Source organism: Guptibacillus hwajinpoensis (genome assembly GCF_020171785.1).
In the GTDB taxonomy this organism is placed as follows: domain Bacteria; phylum Bacillota; class Bacilli; order Bacillales; family Guptibacillaceae; genus Guptibacillus; species Guptibacillus sedimenti.
Window position 1 is genome coordinate 56,423 of sequence record NZ_JAIVAE010000008.1, and the last position, 17,990, is coordinate 74,412.

Here is a 17,990-nt window from a genome sequence, read left to right on the forward strand (position 1 = left end):
GCTATTAAACCAATATTAAACACATTAATTACTATGGTAATATCCACCATGAAAACTTCACTCCTGAGGAACAAAAATTAAGCTATATTAGTTCTACACACCTTGGTTGAATAAGAAGAAAAACAATATCTCAAACTGTCCTTCTCCAAGTCATTAAACTGCTCTAAATACTTACAGAGCGCTCACCTTTTATTGTGCAATCGCTCCGAGATGCTGAAGTACATAGTGTTAGATAAAATAATTAATACTACGAGACACTAGAAAATAAAAAGCAACAATACCTAAAACTAAATTAACTAAAGCTAATTTCTTATCACCTTTTTTGAAACTTATGGTAAAGCCATAAAGACATCTAACCATCCAAAAAGCTAACAAAAACAACCAACCAAAATGGTCATTTCTATAATTTTCATCGAAAAACATTTGTATCGCACCTATGACTAAAAGAATAAGGATGATGTTAATTAATATCTTTGGAGCCTTATTTAAGTTTTCTTTCTTCATATTAAACCACCCAATTTACTAAAATATCTCGAATTAAAGTCTTCAACAATGCTGCGCACACAAACCTCTAATACCAATTATTTCAAACCTACCTACATAACTCAATCTTTTATATCAAATTTAAAGGAGCTTATCCTATTGCAGATAAGCTCCGATTTAACTGAAAAGCGTATTGGAAGTTTTAAGCCTCCTTGGGAAACAAGTAAGAAATCAATAATAAAATTATACCAATCGCAAAACCTGTCCAAGTTATAGCATTAATTGTGTTGTATTCTAAATCCTGAGCTATTCCTGATACGAACACTACTAATCTTATAACGACAGAGAGCATTACAATTCCAAATGCAATCCACTGAATGATATTTCGTTTGCTGTAATCCTTACTTTTCATAAGTTAATCCTTTCAATAAGCATAAATTCACAATCCTACCTCACCCCTACATTGGAAACTTGCTTTTTATTACACAAAAGCTCCGATTTTCTTGAATACTAAAAATGTATTGATTTCAAACATCTCAACTTTTTGCGTTCCGAAGTTATTCATCTTTAAAATAATCATAATCAATTGCTTTCACTACAAAAGTGTGATTAATATCTACACCTACATTGTGGGCAACCATTAGCTTTGATAGTTCTATGCCATCAATCAGTATAATCTTTTTAGATTCTAAACGTTCCGCATATTTTTTTGCACCTTCTGTAAAATAAGATGTTGTAATGAAGACACCTTTTCTAGCACCTTTCCCATCTAATGCACCAGAAAAGCTTTGAACAACGTCACGACCAACAGAGTTGTTGGCTGCATATCTCTTTGCTTGAACATAGATATTATCTAATCCTAGCTTATCTTCTTTAATTACTCCATCCAAACCTTCATCATTTGTCCTCTGGGTTACTTGCCCATCTCCATATCCCATTTCAGTTAATAACTCTACAACTATATCCTCAAATTTTACCCAATGGACATTTCTTAATTGCTTCAATAGATTATCAGCTAATTCATTGGTTAAGTCAGTTAACTTTTCTTTGACAATTGTTAATGGGTCTACTACTTTCTCTAATTCCTCGATTTCTTCCTTAATCTCACTGCTACTCTCGTTAAGTAATTCTTGGCCTTCGTTAGTAATTTTGTATGTAAGTTTGTTTACTTCTTCGATGTAATTTTCCTTTTTCAAACTATATCTAACACTTCGAACTCTAGATAGAAATATGATATCTGAAGTATTTTCATACTTCATCAAGCGTTGCTCTTCACCTAATTTAAAGTATTCTACTAACTCCTCTGTAATTTCACTAGCAGAATATGCTTCTCCATCTTTGATAATTTCTAAATAAGGAATCATCATTTCTCCAGTAGAAGGAATTGTACCTTTGATTTTCTCATCAAATTCATTATGTATTGGATCCTGCCTATATTTTTCAATTAATCTCAGTTCTTCCTTCTCATTTTTAGGTATACCCTCTATATCAATTATCTTTTTAATTTCTGGAATAGTTAAGCCAGCTTCATTCATCTTCTTTAAAAACATCATAATCCTTAATGACTCTGAAGTGTACATAACCTTATTTTTGCTAGTAACAGTTGGGATACAATCTTTAAAATGCTTTACCCACCTCCTACCGTTTGCCTCTGACCAACCAACTATCTCTGACATCTTAGTTTTAGTTAATAATTCATTATTCACTATTCTTCCATCCTTCGAATACTTTTTATTAGATCATCTGGTATTACAAATAGACTTAATAAATTTTTCATAAATCAATATTAACATATACTCCCAACTATCTTATTTAAATAAAACAAGCTAAGCTCGGCACGCCTTGTATTAACATGCCATTAATTTAAGCGATCTCCTGGTAAAGCTCCATTTGCTAGAAGACTCCAAATCAAGTACGTAATCTGAAACATTCCTCAATTATAGAATTCCATATGCGTTTTTCATTTTTAAAGAAGGACCTTATTAAAACATCGCCTACACATGTGTAATACCAATCATTTCAAATTAGTGCAAACAACTTAATCTTTTCTTTTACACTAAAAAGAAGCCTATCTTATTAAAGATAAGCTCCGAGATTATTGAAGATCGACAATACACATCACTACGTTTATGCGCCATCAGGTTGTAACCCTGTAATAGCACCAAAAAATTGAGATGCCGTTGTAAAACAAACATAGGCACAAAGTTCGCTAATTTCTTTATCATCAAAAGTTGTATGTAATACGTTGAACACACTAGAAGGCATGTCTCCTCTATACGATAAAAAAGCTTGCGCAAAGCCTACTGCAACTGATATTTTTTCATCAAAAATATGAGGTTCTGGACGCCCTTTAGCTTTGCAATATTCACATCCATTCTCTTGTGCTAATGTTCTTCGTACTTGCTCTTTTAGCATAGAAGATAAAGAACCATCGGCTTCTAATACCTCCCCCAAGTCATTCCATTCTGCCATTACCTCTTGATTATGGCCTAGTAAATGTTGAAACGGACTACTTCCATTTTCAGAGAAACTTATTCTTGTCATTGATCTCACTCCTTGTCACGATTATAGAAGAGATCAATACATCCTAACATGGTATATTTAAAGTATTACAGTGATTTAATTTGCATTTTAACTGAAAATAGAAAGGAAACTTTACATATGCATTTAGATGATAAAGATAAACAAATCTTGAATCACCTCAATCAAAATAGTCGATTATCCATGAGGGAATTAGGAAGAATCGTAGGTATGTCTTCTCCTGCTGTATCAGAAAGAATTAAACAGATGGAATCATTTGGAATAATCAAAGGGTACCATTTACAAATTGACTATGAAAAAGCAGGATATCCAGTCAGTTGCATCATAGAGGCCACGGTTAAAAATGGACAGTACGAGCTCTTTAAGAAAAGGGTTGAAAAACTGAATAATGTGGAATTCTGTCATCGAATTGCGGGTCAAGCTTGTTATATGATGAAATTGCATTTTAAGGGGTTATTTGAAATAGAAGGTTTTATTAATAATTTTTCAGATTTAGCCCAAACCGTAACGCACGTTATTTTTTCAAGTGTTGAAACAAATCAAAAGGTTTAAAACTAGTATGACTTTGAATAGGCGAACCTCTATTAAAGAAAAGGCGCACGTCTATTTAACCATGCGCCTCCTAAATTAAGTTTGTTGTCCAAAACATTTATTAAAGAAATGCTCCGAGATTATGGAACACCTCAAAAACTAATTTATTTTTCAAATTCGATTCTTGGTATAAGCGTAACATTAACTTGTTTGTTTAAAATATTTGTTACATCTTTTACCGAATCTTCATCCAATCGGTATGTTAGGCTATCTTCCGGTAAAAGACTTTGAATAAACCCTTTTCCATCTTCAGTAATCCATAATTGAAATGCTTTATTATTGCTTCCCTCAATAATAAGATCGTAGGTCAATACTGGAGGCGTTTTAATAACCTTTTGATCATCAAGTTCTTTTGCATTGTTGGTGGCACCAACGAATACATCTACTTCTTCTTTCTTTTTAAAAGCTACTTCTTCTGATTGTTTTTCATTTCCAATCCAAGAGCTTGCTTTTACTTTTTCAACATTTTCTAATTCGTTCGTCGAACAGGCGCTTATAGATATTAAAAGTATGATCATGATCAATAGGTTTCTTTTCATTATTTGTCCTCCCGTTTATTCTTCTATCCTCCCCCAAGCGTATATTTGCTTAGAATTTAATACACAAAAACTCCGAAATACCGGAAGAAATGCTAACTTTTATTCCATTGTATATAATTTTCCATACATCTATTAATAACTATTGGTGACTGCTCCTAATACACCTGTTCTTACCTCAGAAACTTCTTTTGTTTTCATTAAATCTTGTGGTTTTCCTGTAACAACAACACCCATGACCTTAATATCATCTTCTTTAACGATCCCTTCCTCATTTTTCAATGAATCATAGGCCTCTTTAATGATAGAATTTGATTGCAAATTTTCATTTTTTACAAACGCATTTATCCAATTCGTAAAACGTGTTTCACTTTTCACATCGTTCCTATGCTCAAATCCTACAATATAGGGAGCATTTGATGAGATTGGATAGTCATCGATTTGACCGCTTACGTATATCCAATACCACTCTAACGAAACCTCTTCCGGTAGTAATTCCCTTACTTGTTGTGGAGATATTGGCTTATTAAATGATAAAGCAACCTCTGCAGCATAATTTTCTCCCATTGATTCTATTCTTGAAAAATCATTGATCATTGTCTTATAATCAACGCCAGGTTGGTAAAATTCCATTAAGAGTTTCTTCGTTGCTTTATCATAACTACGGCTATCTTTCACCTGCTCTAACTGTATTGGTGAATAATCTCCATAAGGTTCATGACCATTTCCAAATAGTGAATAGTATACACTTTTTTCACCCCAATCAACTGGTTTCCCATCGATGATTTTATACTGTTCAAAAGTGACAGTTCCATTAAATAAACCATTATAAGTAGTTTGTGGTCCAGTTAGATGGATATTAGGACTTTTATAATCGTCTACAACTAATATTCCTGATTCATTTACTGCTTTTTGTTCCTGATATTGCATCAAGAAGGGATACCCAAAACCCCCCCCAATAATGATGAACAATGTTACCAGACTGGAAATAAATATTGTACGGAATAATGACCTTCGCTGAGCTTTCTTTATAGTACTTTTTAAACTAGACCCACCAATGGACTCTTCGTCGAAAACTTTTTCTGCTTCATGTATATCTTTTTTTTCTTGATCATTTTTTCTTCTCATTAACGAGAACCTCTCTTTCATATAAAAACTTAAAATTCTCTCTAGCTCTGAATAAATAGGTCTTTAATGTTCCAGGCTTCATGTCTAACAACTCGCATATCTCTTCATATGTTAATTCCAATTCATATTTGAGTAATAGCAGATTTTTATATATTGGTTTTAACTTGTTTAGTACGCTATTTATTTCTATTCGTTGTTCATAAGAGTAATAGTGATCTTCTGGCAAAGGCTCACAATCTACTAAAGTAAATCTATCTGTTGTAATGATTATTTCTTTGTTTTGTTTCCTGCAAAGATCATAATAATGATTTCTAGCTACTCGAAAAAGCCAGCTTGAAACCTTTTCCGCATCAATAGAATCAACATATAAAAACAATTTATAGATCGACTCTTGAGCAATATCTTCAGCATCCTGGGGTGATGCGCCAAGTTTTATAAGATATTTTCTAATAAATTGAGCTTTCTGTTGTAAAAGCGCTACATCCACAGTCACCCTCCTTCCTACTGATATAACGTAGATACAAACAAAAAGTTTACAAATATATGTATAATATTTTTTACATCTTGTGAATTAAACACCGGAAAGTTCTTGAGTTAATTTCAAAAAACGGGCCGCACCGTAATCTGTAACAGATTACGGTGCGGCTTTCATGCTTTGCATTTAAGACTAAAAATAGCAGATGGTATAGGCATATTATCTTGAAACTGAGTCTTCCACAATCTCTGCCCGATTACGGAAGACTACCAACCCATCAATATAAATAATACAACCTAGCCATTTTCCCTCCATGCTTTTCTCCACTTCCAATCAGAAATTCCTTACCTTTCTGAAAACCAATTTTCTCAAGTATCCTAGCAGAGCCTTTATTTTCAATAAGACAGCACGTTTCAAAGCTTTTAAATCCCAGCTCATTTCTACCAAAGTCCACAGCTTGTTCAGCAGCCTTAGTTCCAATCCCTTTCTTCCAAAACGGAGGAGCCACCCAATAATCGATTGCGCCGATACGATCTTGTTCACGTCTAACGGAGATGCTTCCCGCGAATTGATCATCAGCTATGATAGCGAAGGGGTAGTGATTCCCTTCATGGAATTCTTCCATAACGATCTCAAACCAATCACTCGCTCCATTTGTTGGATATGGTTCTGGTATATTGGTCATTCTCGAAACACCATCTTTGGATAGATATTGCTGTATCAGTGGCAGATCCCCTTTTTTGATTAGCCGAAGAATGACATTCATTCACTCATCTCCTCCTTCTAATATACTATCCCTTCATCAGTTTCTATTTCCATTTTTTCACTTTCCACTATTTTTGTCATCCAATTTCGAGAAATATTCTCCGATTTGCACAAAAGCCGTTGAAGATGAGAGCATCTTCAACGGCTTTTTCGAGAATGACGTATGTGGTTATAGGATCATAGGTATTCATAAAACGTCCCTTTCACTAATAGGACGATGTCTCCTAGTGCACCTATACAAAAGAAAATAAAATAATAGCTTGCCTTGGTGATCGTTTTATTAAAGAGCTCTTGAAACGCTTGAATAAATAGCTGCTCAAACTTAAACCAGCTTAAGATCCACCCAATAAGTAAGAAGCTAACGATTGTCATTTCTACCTTCCCCCTACTTATTTCAATACATTTATTCTTCTCATTCTATCATACGTCATAAGGATTTATTCTCTACAAAAAAGCCGTTTAGTTCACGACTAAACGACTTTCACACTCTATTCTTCTTGATCCGTAATCAACATATGCCCCGGCGCATGTGTAATCATCATTTCAGGCTTTACGTTTAAGCCAACATACTGAGGTGTCACGCCGCACGCCCAGAACACAGGGATGCGTTCTTCTTCATCAAAAGGAGGAAATTCTCCGTAGTCTGGTTTTTCAATGTCCTGAATGCCAATCTCAGATGGGTGCCCAACGTGGATCGGAGCACCGTGCGCGTGTGGGAACTTTGATGTAATGGCAATGGTCTGATCAAGCTCTTCTTTCCGAATCGCTCTCATGCTGACGACCATATTCCCGTTAAACTGACCCGCTTCTTCGCACGGAATATTTGTTTGATACATTGGCACAACGAGATCCATTTCCTGGTGAAGTAGACTAATGCCGCGTTCCACAAGCGCTTTTTCAAAAGTAAAACTACATCCTAATAGAAACGTGACATAGTCCTCTTGCCAGACGTCCTTAAGGTCAAGCGTCTCCTTCTCTAACTCCCCGTTTTTGTAAATGCGGTATTTCGGAAGATCTGTTCGAATGTCTGCATCCGCAATGCGAGGGTTAACCTGACCTGCTTCAAGGACATCAACGATCGGACACGGCTTCGGATTTCGCTGACAAAATAGGAGAAACTCGAAAGCGTATTTTGAGGGAAGGGTAATCATATTCGCCTGCAAGTAGCCATCACATACGCCTGATGTTGTCCCGGTCTCAAGATTATCGCGATACTTTCGTCGCTGAGTTTGAGGGGTTACCATTACACCATCTCCTTCAGTTCATAGATTTCTAGAAACTTTGTATTAAAATCGCCTTCTACAAACTTCTCGTGATGAAATAATCTTTGATGGAATGGAATGGTTGTTTTCACGCCTTCAATTTTAAATTCACTGAGCGCTCGCTTCATCCGCTGCATGGCTTCTGTTCGAGTTGCGCCGTATGTAATCAGCTTCGCTACCATCGAGTCATAAAATGGCGGGATGACATAACCAGGATAAACGGCCGAATCCACTCGAACGCCAAAGCCACCTGGAGGGAGATACGTTTCGACTGTTCCAGGTGAAGGCATAAAGCCGTTATCCGGATCTTCTGCGTTAATGCGACACTCAATCGCCCAACCGCTCATCTCCACTTCCTCTTGCGTAAGGGATAGCCGTTCGCCGTCAGCTATTTTAATCTGTTCTTTAATTAAATCAACACCCGTGACCATTTCAGTGACAGGATGCTCTACCTGAATGCGGGTATTCATTTCCATAAAATAATAGTTTCCATCCTGGTCATAGATAAATTCGACTGTTCCAGCGCCGGCATAATGAACGGCCTTCGCTGCTCGAACAGCGGCTTCTCCCATTTCCGATCGAATCGATTTTGTTAGGGCAGGAGATGGGGTTTCCTCGACAAGCTTCTGCATCCGTCTTTGAATCGAGCAGTCGCGTTCTCCAAGATGAATCACATTTCCATAAAGGTCCGCTAGAACTTGAATTTCAATATGACGAAACTCTTCGATAAACTTTTCTATATATACCCCGGGATTTCCGAATGCCTTTTCCGCTTCCTGCTGGGTCATGTTAATCGCTTTAATTAGTTCCTCTTCTTCTCTTACAACGCGGATTCCCTTACCGCCACCGCCTGCTGTTGCTTTAATAATGACAGGGAATCCAATTTCGTTCGCAAGCTCAAGCGCTTCTTCTTTACTTGAAATAATACCTTTCGAACCTGGAACGACCGGGACATTCGCATCCTGCATCGTCTTTCTTGCGACATCCTTGATTCCCATTTGACGAATCGATTCTTTGCTTGGACCGATAAACGCAATATTACAATCCTCACACATCTCAGCGAAATCAGCATTTTCAGCAAGAAACCCATAGCCAGGATGAATGGCATCAACACCACTATTCGTAGCAACCGTCATGATATTCCCTACGTTTAAATAGCTATCACTAGACGAAGTAGGACCGATACAATAACGTTCATCCGCTAATTGCACATGCAAGGCATCACGATCCGCTTCAGAATAAACGGCGACAGCGGTTAAATCCAGCTCATGACAGGCGCGAATAATACGTACAGCAATTTCACCGCGATTTGCGATTAGTACTTTTTTGATTCCCATCTCATTCCCTCCTATGCTGGTTTTACAGTAAAGAGCGGCTGGCCAAATTCAACAAGATCTCCGTTTTCCACTAAAATTTCAGTGATTTCACCGTTCACATCTGCGTGCACATCATTAAACATTTTCATTGCTTCAAGACAACAAACGACCGTTTCTTCCTTCACCGCATCTCCTACTTGAATAAAGGCTGGATCATCCGGAGAAGGAGATGAATAGAACATACCAACCATAGGGGCTTTTACCGTGTATGATTCTTGCGTTTCCTGTGCGTCATCCGCCTCAGAAATCAGATCCTCCTGTCCTCGCTCTGCAACAGCGGTTGGAACCTGCGCTTTCGCTTCCTGAGGTTCGCTTTTCTCACTCTCCGGATTTTGATTTTTCACCTTAACGACAAAGCTATCATGCTCGTAATGGACTTCATCAACTGTTGACCCATCGACATATTTAATAATCTCAATGATTTCTTTTGAACTTAACATGCTGTGTCCTCCCTTTATCTCACAGATACTTTTTCTAACGTTCGAAGAAAACGATCATTCGTTTCAAACACTTCCTGTGCTTGTTCCACGGTTACTTCACGAAAGTGGATCGTACAGCCTGGCATCGCTTGCGCTAAGTATGGAATATCGCTTGAAATCACCGTGGCAATGCGCGTATAACCGCCTGTTGTTTGCCGGTCTGACATCAAAATAATCGGATCGCCATTCGCCGGAACCTGAATCCCGCCAAGCGGAATCGCTTCTGAAATAATATCAGCAGACGTTGCGTGCTCCACCTTCTCCCCTTTTAAGCGAAAGCCCATTCGATCGGACTGAGGCGTTACCTCATATGGAGTTGAAAGGAATGTTTGAATCCCCTCCTCCGTAAATGCATGCTCGTGTGGTCCAAGTACGACACGGATCGTTAATTCTTTTTCATAGACTGGTATTTCGTCTGGATGCAGGGCTCGCCCACTGATTCCGTCTATTTTTCCTGACGTATGAAGCACATCGCCTTTTTCAAGCGCTCGTCCTTCGACCCCACCAATTCCTGCTTTCAAATACGTCGACTTACTTCCCATCACAAGGGGTACATCATAACCACCCGCTAGACTAATATACGAACGAGCACCAGAGAGAGGCTGACCAAACTCTAGTCGATCGCCTTTCTTTAGAGTGAAACTTTTCCACATCGGTGCTTTTTCTCCGTTCACTTTTGGTGAAAGATTGCCACCGCAAATGGCAATGACAGCATCATCAAGAACCTTGAAGGCTGGCCCCATAACAGTTATTTCAAGTACGGCTTCATTTCCTTTGTTACCTACGAGGAAATTCGCCACATTCATTGAAAAAGGATCCATTGCACCTGATACGACAATTCCGTATTGTTGGTACCCTTTTCTTCCACTATCCTGGATTGTCGAAAGCAACCCAGATTTTCGAACTTTAAAAATTGGTTTAGACATTGGCGTTCACTCCAACCCGTTGAATACGAATACCCTCATTCATAAGGCGCTCCCTTAACTGTTGGACAAACTTCAGGGCTTCAGGCTCATCTCCATGTACGCAAATCGTATCGGCTTGAATGGCAACGTCTTCTCCATTTACGGTTTTTACCTGCTGCTCATTGATCATGCGAATGACACGATCAACCGCTTGATCGGCATTGTGAATCATGGCGTTCGGTTCTGAGCGTGGGGTTAGGGTACCGTCAGGCTGATATGTGCGATCTGCGAAAACTTCCTGTGCAACCGTTAGTCCACGCTCTCGTCCTGCCTTAATCAATTCACTCCCTGCTAAACCATATAAAATTAACTCTGAATCCACCGCGTAGACAGCGTTTGCAATCGCTTTTGCAATGGCTGGATCTTTTGCTGCCAGATTATAAAGAGCTCCGTGCGGTTTCACGTGATGAACTTTTGTTTGGTGAACATTCGCAATACCTTGGATCGCTCCAATCTGATAAGCAACAAGGTTGAACACCTCATTAGAAGATAGCTTCATCTCACGCCTGCCGAATCCTCCGAGGTCAGGAAATCCCGGATGTGCACCAATGCTAACGCCAAGCTCTTTCGCTAGTGCCACTGTCTTCATCATGACATTGTGGTCGCCTGCATGATAACCGCAGGCAATGTTCGCTGATGAAATAAACTCGAGTACATTCTCATCATTTCCAATCTTGTAAGCTCCAAAGCTTTCTCCTAAGTCGCTATTTAAATCAACCGACTTCATGAACACTCACCTTCTTTTCTTCGGTTTCGACTTTATACTCTCCACGTTTGATTGATTCTTTTATGTTTAAAAACTCTTCTTTACTAATCGGAACAAACCGCAAATAATGACCTGACTCGAGCAAAATCGGTCGCTCTCCTGTTGGGTCATATAGTTTCACAGGGGTTTGCCCAATAAGCTGCCAGCCACCTGGTGATTCTAACGGATAAACCCCCGTTTGAGCTCCAGCAATACCAACAGATCCAGGCTCTATCTCAGCACGTGGATTTTCACGTCTTGGCGTTGCGATTTCTTCTGACATCCCTCCTAAATAAGGAAACCCGGGAACAAAGCCCATCATGTAAATGAGGTAATCTTTATTTGCGTGAATTGAGATCACTTCTTCTTTACTCAATCCATTATGCTCCGCTACAAACTCTAAATCGGATCCTACTTCATCCCCATAATAGGTTGGGATGATATAAACAAGAGAAGCAGATTCTGCTTCTCTTCCATGTTGTTGTTCGTCTAACTCTTCTAGCTTTTGTTTTAATGCGTTGAAAGAAATTTTATTCGGAAGATAATAAATGGTTAACGTGGTATACGCTGGTACCCATTCCACAACACCGTCAATCGGATGTTGCGCTAACTCATCGGCAAACATTCTAATTCTTCGATTCGTTTCTTCTGAAATCTCGGTCCCAAATACAAGCTGAATACCTGTATCCCCAAGAGGGTAATAATCAAGTTTCACACATGTTCCTCCTAACAATTAAGAAAAAAGCTGTGGCACTTTATCAATTAGCGTCACGATGGCTAGATAGGCAGTAATAAGGAAGACAAACCCGCCAAAGATCGTGAGCCATAGTGGGTGTTTGTAGTCTCCGACAATGGATTTCTTATACGCCGCTACAAGAAGCGTTCCAAGAGCAACGGGCAAAATCAATCCATTAAAAGCTCCGGCAAGGATCAGTAACAGAACCGGTTTACCGATAAACGCGAAAATGATGGTTGATACGGCTATAAAACCGATCGTTACACCTGAGTGATGACGATCCACTTTTTTGGATAACGTTCTTAGGAACGAAACAGATGTATATGCCGCGCCAACGACTGACGTAATCCCTGCTGCCCAAAGAACAACACCAAACATTTTATAGCCGACAGCTCCAGCTGCTTGTTGGAAAACAGATGCTGGTGGGTTGGCTGGGTCTAGTTTAAACCCTGTGGCGACAACACCTAATACCGCTAGGAATAAAAACACGCGCATGATCGACGCAATGAGAATGCCGGAAACCGAGCTTTTCGTTACCTGATGTAAATTTTCTTTCCCCGAAATACCCGCATCAAGTAAGCGGTGCCCACCAGCAAATGTAATATAGCCACCTACTGTTCCACCTACTAGAGTAATGATTGCAAAGACATCGATTTTATCTGGTGCGAATGTATGAACAATCGCATCTCCAACTGGTGGATTACTTTGAAAAGCAACGTACAATGTAAGAAGAATCATGATCCCACCAAGGATTCGTGCGATTTTATCCATCGCTACTCCGGCTTCTTTTGAAAGGAAAATCCCAATTGTAATAACGCCCGTAATCACTGCACCTATCCGTGGATCAATGCCGAAGAGCACGTTCATACCAAGCCCAGCCCCACCGACATTCCCAATGTTAAAAGCTAGTCCGCCAAGTGCTATTGCGAACGCGAGAAAGTATCCAAGACCAGGGACAACCATGTTCGCGATGTCCTGTCCTTTTCGCTTAGAGACGGCAATAATACGCCAGATATTCGCTTGTACCCCAATATCTAAAATAATTGACATTAAAATAACAAATCCGAAGCTTGCGAGTAGCTGTTCAGTAAAGACAGCCGTTTGTGTTAAAAAGCCTGGTCCGATAGCGGATGAGCCCATTAAGAAAGCTGCACCGAGGATAACGCCCCACTTGCTTTTCGTTGGGCCGCCTTCTAACTCTGTTGGCTTTTGTTTTTCAATACCCATCAAATTCCCCCTTTTTCTATATGATTCATTCTTTGCTTGAATCGATGCGTTTTTCTCTTACCTCTACGATATCACGTAATTTTCAGATAATTTTATAAGATTCCGCACAAAAAAACCGCCCATTTCGGGCGATTTCGCTCATGTAATATCATATTTATCAATTCTGCGCTGAAGGGCATAGCGGCTTATCCCTAATAACTTACTCGCCTGCGTGATATTCCACCTCGCATCTTGAATGGCTTTCTCGATATATTTCTTTTCGATCGCTTCAATATGGTCCTCTAATGAAAAGCGATCATCAAAGACGACGTCGTCAACTGATTTAGAACCCTCTACATATCCTTCAACCGGGTTTAGAAAATCAAAGTGATAGGCCGCAAGCTCTTTCTCCTGGTGAAGAATCGCGATTCGTTCAATTGTATTTTTCAGTTCCCTGACATTACCAGGCCAATCGTAGCTCACCAAACGCTTTTTTGCATCACCTCGTAATACCGGTTTTTCCTTTCTCATTTGCTGACAAAACTCATAGAGAAAATGTTCCGTTAGCATCACAATATCATCGCCTCGCTCGCGCAAAGGCGTTAACTTTACTGGGACGACGTTCAAACGATAGTAGAGATCGGATCGAAACGTCTTCTCTTGAATCATTTCCTCGAGCGATCGATTTGTGGCGGCAATAACCCGTACATCAATATCAATATCATGAACGCTGCCAATTCGCTTAATTTTTTTATCTTCAAGAAAACGAAGAAGCTTCACTTGGATGTCGAGTGAAAGGTCTCCAATTTCATCAAGAAACAACGTCCCTCCATCGGCCCACTCCATTAAGCCAACTTTCGGATTCACTTGTTCTGTCACGCTATTTTTTTCTCGACCGAAAAGCTCAATTTCAATTAAGTCCGCTGGAATGCTGGCACAATTCACCGCAACAAACGGCCCTTCATGACGCTTACTTTGCTGATGGATGCTTCTTGCAACAAGCTCTTTCCCGGTACCTGTCTCCCCTCGAACTAAAACCGTCGTATCATTACTTTCAGAGATTAAGGAAATTTTATCTTTTAACTCGTGCATTTGCTTACTTTCACCGATCATTTGAACAAGTTTCGTTCGTCGCTCTTCCTCTCGATAGCGTTCGACTTCCTTCTCGAGATGGTGCTGTTTAATCCATTTCTGAAGCGTGATTTTCAGCTCTTCTAACTCAAAAGGCTTTGTTAAATAATCAAAGGCACCTTCTTTAATCGAGCGCACGGCTGTTTTTGCATCACCATACGCCGTTAACATCATCACAGCCATTTCTGGATAGCGTTCTCTAAATTCATGTAGCGAGTCTAGCCCGTTTCCATCAGGTAAGCGAATATCTAATAAAAGCACGTGGGGACTAAATTCATCGAGCATGCGCCACCCTTCTTCAAGCGTTGCTGCTGCCCTCACATCGTATCCTTCATCTTCTAGAAACATTTGTAGCGTGAGACGAAGCGTTGTTTCATCATCAATAATGCCTACTTTGACAGCCACTTATTTCTCCTCCCTTCCTGTTGGAAATGTGATCGAAAACTCCGTCCCTTTTCCAAGGATACTCTTTACATCAATTTCCCCATTGTTTTGAACGACTAACTGATGAACGATTGATAGCCCAAGGCCCGTTCCTTCTGCACGCGTTGTATAAAACGGATCAAAAATTTTCTCCATGACCGTATCCTCCATTCCAACACCCGTGTCAGCTATCATAATCGTTACGTCACTTTCTCGTTGAAAACTTGACAGAATCAGTTCTCCGCCCTCTGGCATCGCGTTTATCCCATTTAGGATAAGATTTAATAGAATCTGCCGGAGGTGATCACGATCCACGTAAACTTCTGTATCGTTTTCGAAATGATGAAGGACCACATTTTTTTCATTCGCGATCGTTTTCATGAGCAAGACAAGTGAGTTTAGAGTATCGTCAACTTTTAACAAAGAAGGATTTGTTTCCATTGGCCTTGAAAACTGTAGAATATTGGTGATGATCTTATTCACACGATCAATGTCCAGCAGCATATTTTCTGTTAATGTAAGCTGATCCTTTGTTAGCTCAAGCCTGCGTGTTAATAATTCCGTCGTTGTTTTAATTCCTGCGAGTGGGTTTCTAATTTCATGGGCAATACCTGAAGCCATCTCACCTAATGAGGCCAGACGCGACATTCTTTCCACGCGCTGCTCTAATTTTCGTCGATGCGTGATATCTTCAAAAGTAATAATGGAACGCTGCTTTTCTGACGTTCCGAGTACTTTATAGCTCACCGCATAAAAAACTTTCTCTTCCTTCCGCTTATGATCCCAAATTTCCTCACTTCTTCTTTTCGTTTCATGAATCGTTAGCTTACCAAGTCGTTCCTTTAATAGCGGATCTTCGTTCATCATCGTCTGAGCCGCTTCATTATAAACAGAATCAGCGCCTTCAATCACAAGCACCATGCCAACATGAACGCTATTTAAAATTGTTTCATTCAACTTCTTAATTTTATCGATTTGAGCGTTCCGTTCATCAAGCGTTTCAACCATATCCTTCAACGACGATGACAAAACCCCGATCTCATCTTTTCGGTTATCGTTCATCTCCATGCCTTTTGTTCTCTCGCCTAGCGCGATTCGCTTACAGAAAGCAGCTAAATTCTTAATTGGCTTTGAAAGATGATAAGCAAGAATAATCGTAATTTGAACGGCAATTACACCAGTAAAAATGCTGATGAGAAGGGTGTATTTTTGAATATTAGGAAGTGAACCTGAATAAAAGGAAAAGGACATTGGCTGGTAAAGCGTCCAATTCCACTGCTCGATTTGTTCTGTGAGTACTGTGTTTTCGGTAAAAAAGCTCGTTTTCGCTTCGCCATTGTACCAATCAAGTTCACTTGATTGAACAACTTCTCCTTCAGATGAAAGAGTGCCATCTGCTTCTTCCACGTACAAACCGTTCGTTTCATCGATCATGATCTTGATCAGCGATTTGGCTTCTTCTTCGACCATATCTCCACTTTTCACACGATCATCAAGCTTCGCCGCATACCGACCAAGACTCGTTAAGTGTTCTTGAGCCGTCGCCTGCTTTAACTGCTTTTCTGACTGATAACTTGACCACATGGAAACGGCACCTATAATAAAAATCGGCACGAGTACAATAATTAAGAAAGGCACTAATATTTTTCGTTCAATGGAGTGACGCATCTGATCGCCCCCTTCCATTTAGAAAGAAAAGAATGCCTGCTACCAGAAGCGAAGGGAGAACGGGGTGAAAAACTGGCTGCAGCTCATTCGGAATAAGAAGAAAAGCCAGTACATACGTGATCACTCCTCCAAAAGTAGAAAGAAGTGCATGACGATGACGGACGTTCGTATAAAGTCCTCCATATAGCGGAAAGAACAAGGACACCGCAATAATCCCCCATATGTGGCCACTAAATTGGACTATTCCCTGCGGTGGTGTAAAAGCAATGACAAGAGAAAAGGTCGCAAAGATAAAAATCATCCATCGCGTCCAGGAAATCACTTTGAGATCAACGGCATCCTTTTTCTGTATAGGGAGCGTGATATCATAGACAAAGCTCGTCGCCATGATCAACAGCTGTGAATTTGCTGTTGAAATGGCAGCTGCGACTACGCTAATTAACAGCACGCCTTTTAACGGTGTTTCGAGTAGGTAAGCAATAATGAACGGATAGATTTCATCCGTACTCCTGAATGGAACGCTAGGGTCAAGCACACGTGACCCAATTCCAATCACAAAAATAGAAAAATAGATGAGGACAAGAAAAACAGTACTGGTGCCAACCATTTTTAGCGCAACCTGTTTCGAGCGCGCGGAAAGAATACGAACCGCGTATTGCGGGTTCGCCGCAACGCCAAGTCCGAGCGAAAAGAATGCACTTAACAACGCCCAAAAAGATAAGCCACCTTCAGGAAACAGCGCCAAATAAGATGTGGATCCATTTCGGTCTAAAGCTGAAAGACCACTCGTGATTTCTCCAAACCCGCCAATTTCTCCAACAATAAAAACGGCACCTAGAATAGTTCCAAAGAAAATTAAGCAAAAGTGAAAAATATCGGTTCGTGCTACAGAGTGAAGACCACCAAACGTCGTATAGAGAACGAAAAGATAAATTAAAAACACACTAACCGTATAAGGAATTTCAAGCATCTGGCTAACAACAATCCCGAACCCTCGAATTTGAATCACAACATAGAGAAGGTAGCTCACACTCAGAATGATGCCGACCCAAATTTGAAGAAGCTTTGAATCATAGCGCACGAGAAAAAATTCCGGAACGGTGACCACGTTATATGTATAAAGTTTAGAAGCAAGAAAAAACAAACCTATAAGTCCAAGTAACCAGGCAATGGCCGTCGTCCAAATAACGGAGACCCCACCCTCATAAATTAATCCCGGCAATCCAAGTAAAGAGGCTGCACTAAACCAGGTTGCACAGAAAGAAGCCACACTTGGAAACAAAGGAAGATTTCTTCCTGCTAGAAAATATCCCTTCAATTCATCCGTTTTATCAAAACCATGCTTTCCTAGAATAAGAATGGCAATGGTGTAAATGAGGAAAACGCTTAAATATAGTAGTTCATCCAATTCGTCTCCCCTCCCATTTTCCTGTAAGTCACGAAATCATTTCTCGTATCAGGTTTCATTATATACAAAATC

The 17,990-nt window shown here is 39.8% G+C and carries 19 protein-coding genes; 1 reads left to right on the top strand and 18 read right to left on the bottom strand.

The window, feature by feature from the left end:
- Positions 1-228 precede the first annotated feature (228 nt).
- The 3 genes from LCL91_RS12685 to LCL91_RS12695 all read right to left on the bottom strand — a co-directional run bounded on the left by LCL91_RS12685 (position 229) and on the right by LCL91_RS12695 (position 3,027).
- Positions 229-504: a hypothetical protein gene (locus tag LCL91_RS12685; RefSeq protein ID WP_224882882.1), complete on the bottom strand. Its 276-nt coding sequence runs from the start codon at positions 502-504 to the stop codon at positions 229-231.
- A 536-nt stretch (positions 505-1,040) separates the two neighbouring features.
- Complete coding sequence (locus LCL91_RS12690) at positions 1,041-2,189, bottom strand: restriction endonuclease (RefSeq protein WP_224882884.1); 1,149 nt, start codon at positions 2,187-2,189, stop codon at positions 1,041-1,043.
- 421 nt (positions 2,190-2,610) lie between these two features.
- Positions 2,611-3,027: a carboxymuconolactone decarboxylase family protein gene (locus LCL91_RS12695; RefSeq protein ID WP_224882886.1), complete on the bottom strand. Its 417-nt coding sequence runs from the start codon at positions 3,025-3,027 to the stop codon at positions 2,611-2,613.
- 117 nt (positions 3,028-3,144) lie between these two features.
- Here LCL91_RS12695 and LCL91_RS12700 point away from each other — a divergent pair, with 117 nt between their 5' ends.
- Complete coding sequence (locus LCL91_RS12700) at positions 3,145-3,576, top strand: Lrp/AsnC family transcriptional regulator (RefSeq protein ID WP_224882888.1); 432 nt, start codon at positions 3,145-3,147, stop codon at positions 3,574-3,576.
- Between the two features lie 143 nt (positions 3,577-3,719).
- On the opposite strand, the gene LCL91_RS12705 is transcribed toward LCL91_RS12700, so the two are convergent.
- From LCL91_RS12705 to LCL91_RS12775, 15 genes are all read right to left on the bottom strand, one after another.
- Entirely contained in the window at positions 3,720-4,154 is a 435-nt protein-coding gene (locus LCL91_RS12705) for a hypothetical protein (protein WP_224882890.1), read from the bottom strand.
- A gap of 132 nt (positions 4,155-4,286) precedes the next feature.
- Entirely contained in the window at positions 4,287-5,279 is a 993-nt protein-coding gene (locus LCL91_RS12710) for an anti sigma factor C-terminal domain-containing protein (protein ID WP_224882891.1), read from the bottom strand.
- Complete coding sequence (locus LCL91_RS12715; RefSeq protein WP_224882892.1) at positions 5,263-5,766, bottom strand: RNA polymerase sigma factor; 504 nt, start codon at positions 5,764-5,766, stop codon at positions 5,263-5,265. The genes LCL91_RS12710 and LCL91_RS12715 overlap by 17 nt, the downstream gene beginning before the upstream one ends.
- A 265-nt stretch (positions 5,767-6,031) precedes the next feature.
- On the bottom strand, positions 6,032-6,520 hold the full coding sequence (locus tag LCL91_RS12720; protein WP_224882893.1) for a GNAT family N-acetyltransferase: 489 nt from the start codon (positions 6,518-6,520) through the stop codon (positions 6,032-6,034).
- 176 nt (positions 6,521-6,696) lie between these two features.
- A complete protein-coding gene (locus LCL91_RS12725; RefSeq protein ID WP_224597506.1) occupies positions 6,697-6,891 on the bottom strand; it encodes a hypothetical protein in 195 nt (64 codons plus the stop codon).
- Positions 6,892-7,007: 116 nt separating this feature from the next.
- Positions 7,008-7,763, bottom strand: coding sequence for a putative hydro-lyase (locus LCL91_RS12730; protein WP_224882894.1), 756 nt, complete (start codon positions 7,761-7,763; stop codon positions 7,008-7,010).
- Positions 7,763-9,118, bottom strand: coding sequence for an acetyl-CoA carboxylase biotin carboxylase subunit (gene accC / locus LCL91_RS12735; RefSeq protein ID WP_224882895.1), 1,356 nt, complete (start codon positions 9,116-9,118; stop codon positions 7,763-7,765). The genes LCL91_RS12730 and accC overlap by 1 nt, the downstream gene beginning before the upstream one ends.
- A gap of 11 nt (positions 9,119-9,129) precedes the next feature.
- The gene (accB, locus tag LCL91_RS12740; RefSeq protein ID WP_224882896.1) at positions 9,130-9,597 is read right to left on the bottom strand and encodes an acetyl-CoA carboxylase biotin carboxyl carrier protein; all 468 of its coding nucleotides are present in this window, start codon (positions 9,595-9,597) and stop codon (positions 9,130-9,132) included.
- A 14-nt stretch (positions 9,598-9,611) separates the two neighbouring features.
- Complete coding sequence (locus LCL91_RS12745) at positions 9,612-10,562, bottom strand: biotin-dependent carboxyltransferase family protein (RefSeq protein WP_224882899.1); 951 nt, start codon at positions 10,560-10,562, stop codon at positions 9,612-9,614.
- A complete protein-coding gene (locus tag LCL91_RS12750) occupies positions 10,555-11,328 on the bottom strand; it encodes a LamB/YcsF family protein (RefSeq protein WP_224882901.1) in 774 nt (257 codons plus the stop codon). The genes LCL91_RS12745 and LCL91_RS12750 overlap by 8 nt, the downstream gene beginning before the upstream one ends.
- A complete protein-coding gene (gene pxpB / locus LCL91_RS12755) occupies positions 11,315-12,061 on the bottom strand; it encodes a 5-oxoprolinase subunit PxpB (RefSeq protein ID WP_224882904.1) in 747 nt (248 codons plus the stop codon). Before pxpB ends, LCL91_RS12750 begins: the two co-directional genes overlap by 14 nt.
- An 18-nt stretch (positions 12,062-12,079) precedes the next feature.
- A complete protein-coding gene (locus LCL91_RS12760; RefSeq protein WP_425589681.1) occupies positions 12,080-13,309 on the bottom strand; it encodes an NRAMP family divalent metal transporter in 1,230 nt (409 codons plus the stop codon).
- A 138-nt stretch (positions 13,310-13,447) separates the two neighbouring features.
- Positions 13,448-14,824, bottom strand: a complete 1,377-nt coding sequence (locus LCL91_RS12765; RefSeq protein WP_224882907.1) for a sigma-54-dependent transcriptional regulator — start codon at positions 14,822-14,824, stop codon at positions 13,448-13,450.
- Complete coding sequence (locus LCL91_RS12770; protein WP_224882909.1) at positions 14,825-16,510, bottom strand: sensor histidine kinase; 1,686 nt, start codon at positions 16,508-16,510, stop codon at positions 14,825-14,827.
- The gene (locus LCL91_RS12775) at positions 16,494-17,918 is read right to left on the bottom strand and encodes a sodium:solute symporter family protein (protein ID WP_224882911.1); all 1,425 of its coding nucleotides are present in this window, start codon (positions 17,916-17,918) and stop codon (positions 16,494-16,496) included. Before LCL91_RS12775 ends, LCL91_RS12770 begins: the two co-directional genes overlap by 17 nt.
- Between the last annotated feature and the right edge of the window lie 72 nt (positions 17,919-17,990).

Excerpts from the sequence above, each read along its gene's own strand:
- LCL91_RS12685 (WP_224882882.1), bottom strand. The coding sequence starts at position 504 with ATGAAGAAAGAAAACTTAAATAAGGCTCCAAAGATATTAATTAACATC.
- LCL91_RS12695 (WP_224882886.1), bottom strand. The coding sequence starts at position 3,027 with ATGACAAGAATAAGTTTCTCTGAAAATGGAAGTAGTCCGTTTCAACAT.
- LCL91_RS12700 (WP_224882888.1), top strand. The coding sequence starts at position 3,145 with ATGCATTTAGATGATAAAGATAAACAAATCTTGAATCACCTCAATCAA.
- LCL91_RS12705 (WP_224882890.1), bottom strand. The coding sequence starts at position 4,154 with ATGAAAAGAAACCTATTGATCATGATCATACTTTTAATATCTATAAGC.
- LCL91_RS12710 (WP_224882891.1), bottom strand. The coding sequence starts at position 5,279 with ATGAGAAGAAAAAATGATCAAGAAAAAAAAGATATACATGAAGCAGAA.
- LCL91_RS12720 (WP_224882893.1), bottom strand. The coding sequence starts at position 6,520 with ATGAATGTCATTCTTCGGCTAATCAAAAAAGGGGATCTGCCACTGATA.
- LCL91_RS12725 (WP_224597506.1), bottom strand. The coding sequence starts at position 6,891 with ATGACAATCGTTAGCTTCTTACTTATTGGGTGGATCTTAAGCTGGTTT.
- LCL91_RS12730 (WP_224882894.1), bottom strand. The coding sequence starts at position 7,763 with ATGGTAACCCCTCAAACTCAGCGACGAAAGTATCGCGATAATCTTGAG.
- accC (WP_224882895.1), bottom strand. The coding sequence starts at position 9,118 with ATGGGAATCAAAAAAGTACTAATCGCAAATCGCGGTGAAATTGCTGTA.
- accB (WP_224882896.1), bottom strand. The coding sequence starts at position 9,597 with ATGTTAAGTTCAAAAGAAATCATTGAGATTATTAAATATGTCGATGGG.
- LCL91_RS12745 (WP_224882899.1), bottom strand. The coding sequence starts at position 10,562 with ATGTCTAAACCAATTTTTAAAGTTCGAAAATCTGGGTTGCTTTCGACA.
- LCL91_RS12750 (WP_224882901.1), bottom strand. The coding sequence starts at position 11,328 with ATGAAGTCGGTTGATTTAAATAGCGACTTAGGAGAAAGCTTTGGAGCT.
- LCL91_RS12760 (WP_425589681.1), bottom strand. The coding sequence starts at position 13,309 with ATGGGTATTGAAAAACAAAAGCCAACAGAGTTAGAAGGCGGCCCAACG.
- LCL91_RS12770 (WP_224882909.1), bottom strand. The coding sequence starts at position 16,510 with ATGCGTCACTCCATTGAACGAAAAATATTAGTGCCTTTCTTAATTATT.